At 63.8% G+C, this 4298-nt stretch carries 4 protein-coding genes; 3 read left to right on the top strand and 1 reads right to left on the bottom strand.

What is annotated here, in order from left to right:
* The first annotated feature begins 93 nt into the window (after window positions 1-93).
* Entirely contained in the window at window positions 94-2526 is a 2433-nt protein-coding gene (gene hrpB / locus B3520_RS09465; protein ID WP_286804285.1) for an ATP-dependent helicase HrpB, read from the top strand.
* Window positions 2527-2650: 124 nt separating this feature from the next.
* On the top strand, window positions 2651-2974 hold the full coding sequence (gene grxD / locus B3520_RS09460) for a Grx4 family monothiol glutaredoxin (RefSeq protein WP_286804286.1): 324 nt from the start codon (window positions 2651-2653) through the stop codon (window positions 2972-2974).
* 69 nt (window positions 2975-3043) lie between these two features.
* Here the strand turns inward: grxD and B3520_RS09455 are convergent, their stop codons facing one another.
* The gene (locus tag B3520_RS09455) at window positions 3044-3370 is read right to left on the bottom strand and encodes a hypothetical protein (RefSeq protein ID WP_286875922.1); all 327 of its coding nucleotides are present in this window, start codon (window positions 3368-3370) and stop codon (window positions 3044-3046) included.
* Between the two features lie 168 nt (window positions 3371-3538).
* On the opposite strand from B3520_RS09455, the gene B3520_RS09450 reads away from it, so the two are divergent.
* Window positions 3539-4298, top strand: a 760-nt coding sequence (locus tag B3520_RS09450; protein WP_286875920.1) for a CorA family divalent cation transporter, incomplete at its 3' end; no start/stop codon positions are given.

The raw sequence follows: 4298 nt of genomic DNA, 5'->3' as shown, positions 1-4298 counted from the left end.
GCAAAGCGCGCATCCGCCGTAAATACCCCCAAAATCCGCGCAGACAGGTAAATTAATGCCCCACTCTTCGACGCTACTAAACCGTAAAAACCAATGAAACCAACCTCTCTCCCAAACCTCCCCCTAAGTGACTACCACGCCGATTTCATCAACGCGCTTGGCCGGGGCCCGCTCCTGCTGGAAGCCGAGCCGGGTGCGGGGAAATCCACCCTGGCGCCGCTTTGGGCGCTGGAGGCGGCACCGGACGGGCAGCAAGTCTGGTTGGTGCAGCCGCGCATTCTGGCGGCGCGGGGGGTGGCGCGGCGGCTGGCTTCGCTGTATGGGGAGTCGGTGGGCCAGACGGTGGGTTATCAGGTGCCGTTTGACCGGCAGGTGTCCGAGGCGACCCGGCTGGTGGTGATGACGCCGGGGATTGCCCTGCAGCGTCTGCTGGCCGACCCGGAGTTGGCCGGGGTGGCGGCGGTGATGCTGGATGAGGTGCATGAGCGGGCACTGGATCAGGATACGGCCTGGGCCTGGCTGCAGGAGGTGGCGGTGCTGCGGGAGGATATTGCGCTGGTGTTGATGTCCGCCACGCCCGATCCGGCGCTACAACAGCAGGTGGCCCAGCGGCTGTCGGCGCCGGGGCGATGTTTCCCGGTATCGGTGCAGTATCTTGCGCCCCGGCGGGATACCCGCGGGGCCGCGGAGCGCCTGGATGAGCATTTGTTACGGGCGCTGTCCGAGGTGGCCGACTGGCGGTCGCAGACCGTGTTGGTGTTTCTGCCCGGCTGGCGGGCGATTGAAGACTGCGCCTCGGCGCTCGCGCGCCGGGAGCCGTCCGCCCGGCTGGCTCGCCTGCACAGTCGGGTACCGGATAAAGAGCAGCAGGAGGCATTGGATCCGGCCAGTGGCCCGCGGGTGATTCTCGCCACCAATATCGCCGAAACCTCGCTGACCATCGCCGATGTCACCCTGGTGATTGACTCCGGGCAGGTGCGCCGTTCGGTGTTTGAGCAGGGCACCGGCGTGAGCCGTCTGCAGACCCGGCGGATCAGTCAGGCCAGCGCCGAGCAGCGTCGCGGCCGGGCGGGGCGGGTGCAGGCGGGGCACTGTATCCGGCTCTGGTCCCAGGAGGAGGCGTTGGCGCCAGCGGAGCCGCCGGAGGTGCGCTCCACCGATTATGTGCCTTTGGCTCTGCGGTTGGCGCACTGGGGTTCCCCGGTGGAGGAGTTGCCGTGGCTGGAAGCGCCCAACGGGCTGGCGCTGGAACGAGCCCGCCGGCAGTTGCAGGATTGGCGGTTACTGGATGAAGCGGGCTGGGTGACCGACGCCGGACGGCAGGTGGCGGCGCTGGGGACCCATCCGCGCCTGGCCCGTTTTCTGCAAACGGCTCTTTATGAAAAGGCGCTTGATGAATCGTCGCTTCAGACCGGGGCGCAGAAGACCCTGCCGGAAGGCGCTTTACTGTTGGCGCTGGCCGTGCATTTTGACGTCCTGGAAACGTCGAATCAGTGGCAGGCGGCGGCCCGGGCCCAGCGCGCCGGTCAGCGCACCTGGCAGCGGCAGGCGCAGCGCTGGCTCAAGGCGTTGAGCGCCGGGGAAAGTCGGGCCGAGCTGGACCCGGCCTGCCTCGCCGATGCCTTCCGGGACCGGATTGGTCATCGTCAGGATTCGGGCCGGTACCGGCTCAACAGCGGCATCAGCGTCGCGCCGGATCGGCCCCTGGACAGCGAGTGGGCGGTATTTGCCGATGTGCAGGCCCGGGGTAAAGGGCATAGCGGCGTCGGCTGGCCGTTGACGTTGAACGCCGAGCAGCGGCGCGCCCTCAGTCAGTGTGAATCCCGACTGAGTCATCGCGGCAAGGGCTGGGTGATGCACACCACTTGGCGGATGGGGGGCTCGGTGACCGCCGAGGACCGACACCCGGTCACCGGCGAGGCGTTGGCCGAGGCACTGGTGGCGGATCTGCGCGAACGCGGGCTCAGTGCCTACCCCTGGCCGGAGGCGGCCACAGGACTGTACCGACGGGCCCAGCTGGCCAATGAGTCGGGGGTGCTGGACCTTCCGACGCTGGATGAGTCGGTGTTGTTATCGACGCTCGATCAATGGTTTGCCCCCTTCGTGACCGATAGCCTTCACCCCGACCGGTTGCCCTGGCGCGAGGCACTGGCGTTTTATCTCGGGCACGATGCCGTGCAGGCGCTGGACCAGTTGCTCCCGCTCCAAGTGGCGTTGCCCAGCGGCCGCTCGGTGTCGGTGGACTACCCCGAAAACGGGACGCCGACGGTGAGCGGCAAACTGCAGGAGTTTTTCGGGTGTGACCGTTTTGAACTCGCCGACGGGCGGGTGCCACTGCGGCTGCACCTGGCCTCGCCCAACGGCAGCCCGCTGGCGATTACCGGCGAGCTGGGGTCATTCTGGCAGGGGGCCTATGGGGAGGTGCGCAAACAGATGCGGGGCCGCTATCCCAAACACCCCTGGCCGGAAGACCCGGCCAGCCATCCGCCTACCCGGCTGACCAAGAAGCGACTGGGCGCCTCCTGACTGGTTTCCGCGCGCCGGCTGCGTTAGAATGCGAATACTTGACTCGCCTGCTAGGTCTTTCCCGGGCGAGGGTAACCCACGAATTTTGTTCACCTTATTGGCACAAGAGAGGTCAGGCAGTCCTATGGACGAAGTACAGGCAACCATCAAGCAGCAGATCGAAGAAAACCCGGTGATTCTCTACATGAAGGGCTCGCCCAACGCACCTCAGTGCGGTTTTTCCCAGCGCACCTCCCAGGCGGTGATGGCCTGCGGTCAGCGGTTTGCCTACGTCGATGTGCTGGCCAACCCCGAAATCCGCTCCGGTCTGCCCCTGTACGGCAACTGGCCGACCTTCCCGCAGCTGTGGGTCAAGGGGGAATTGATCGGCGGCTGCGATATCGTGATGGAAATGTCCGAAAGTGGCGAGCTCAAGTCGCTGCTGGAAGGCGCTGCCGCCAAAGAGTAAATCTGGCACGCCCTGCATTCCGGCGGTCAGTCAGATCGCCGGAATTCCCCCGCTAAAAGTCCGTAAGACTCAAAACCAGGCGAGATAAACCAGCAGAATCCCCAGCAGAGCCAGCCCGCTGAGCGCAATCAACGCCACACCGAGCTTCTGGTAAAAACGATCCCGCTTATGCTGTTGCCGGGTTTGTTCCCCGATGTCGTGAACCTGCCACACCAGCTCCCGGGAACGCTCCAGCTTGGCCCGGGTCTCCATCAACACCTGAATATCCCGGTCGATCACCGCAACCGCACCGGCATCACCTTCGACCCGTTGACGAGCGGCCCGCAAGTTGGCGAGCTGTTGCTCCAGGCGCAGCATTTTGTCATCGATATTGGCGGAGACTTCATTAATTTTCATGGGGCACGGATCTTTAGGGTTTTATAGGTCACAAACCACCACCATAGCAGATTCGGGCCATGGGCGTCTGTTGTATACTGTGCATAACACAGCGTTCAGATCACTGTGCTATTGTGGGTGGCAAACGGTGGGTGATCCACCCAAAGGACGAGACGAGGAGAACGATCCATGCTGAGAATGTTTAATATCCGGGGCGCAACCCTGCGCGACCAACCCGTGGATGAAAACAACCTCAAAACCGCACTGGATGATGCGGTCTGGATCGACGCTCACGAACCCTCCGAAGAAGAACGCGAACTGCTCAACACCTTCCTGCGGGCCGAACTGCCCGAATCCGACGACGTGGAAGAAATCGAATTCTCCGCCCGCTACTTCCAGGACGCCGCCGGCCTGCACGTTCACTCCCTGTTTCTTTCCCCGGGAGAAGGCCGCCACAGCACCGTGACCGTCGCGTTCATCCTTCAGGACAAACGCCTCATCACCCTGCGCGACGGCGACCTCGCGGACTTCCGCCTGCTGCGCATGCGCGCCCGGCGCGGCCAGGTCCAGGCCAGCTCGCCCCAGGACCTGATGATCACCATGTTCGAGCAGAAAGTCGAAAACCTCGCCGACGTCCTCGAAGACATCCACCGCAAACTCGAAGACGTCAGCCACATGGTCCTGGAAGACGACGACGCCGAACTCGAAGAAGCCATCGACCGGCTCGCCAAACTCGAAGACAGCAACGGCAAAATCCGCCTCTGTCTGATGGACACCCAGCGGTCCATCTCCTTCCTGCAGCGCCACCTGCGAGAGCACTTCGAACTGCAGGAAACCGCCCGGGAAATCAAACGCGACGTGGACACACTGATGTCCCACACCGCCTTCCTGTTCGACAAAATCAACTTCCTGATGGACTCCACCCAGGGCTTCATCAACATCGAACAGA

Origin of the sequence: Marinimicrobium sp. UBA4509, from assembly GCF_002388575.1 — a bacterium.
Lineage (GTDB): Bacteria > Pseudomonadota > Gammaproteobacteria > Pseudomonadales > Cellvibrionaceae > Marinimicrobium > Marinimicrobium koreense.
This window is presented reverse-complemented; position numbering and strand designations above follow the sequence as displayed.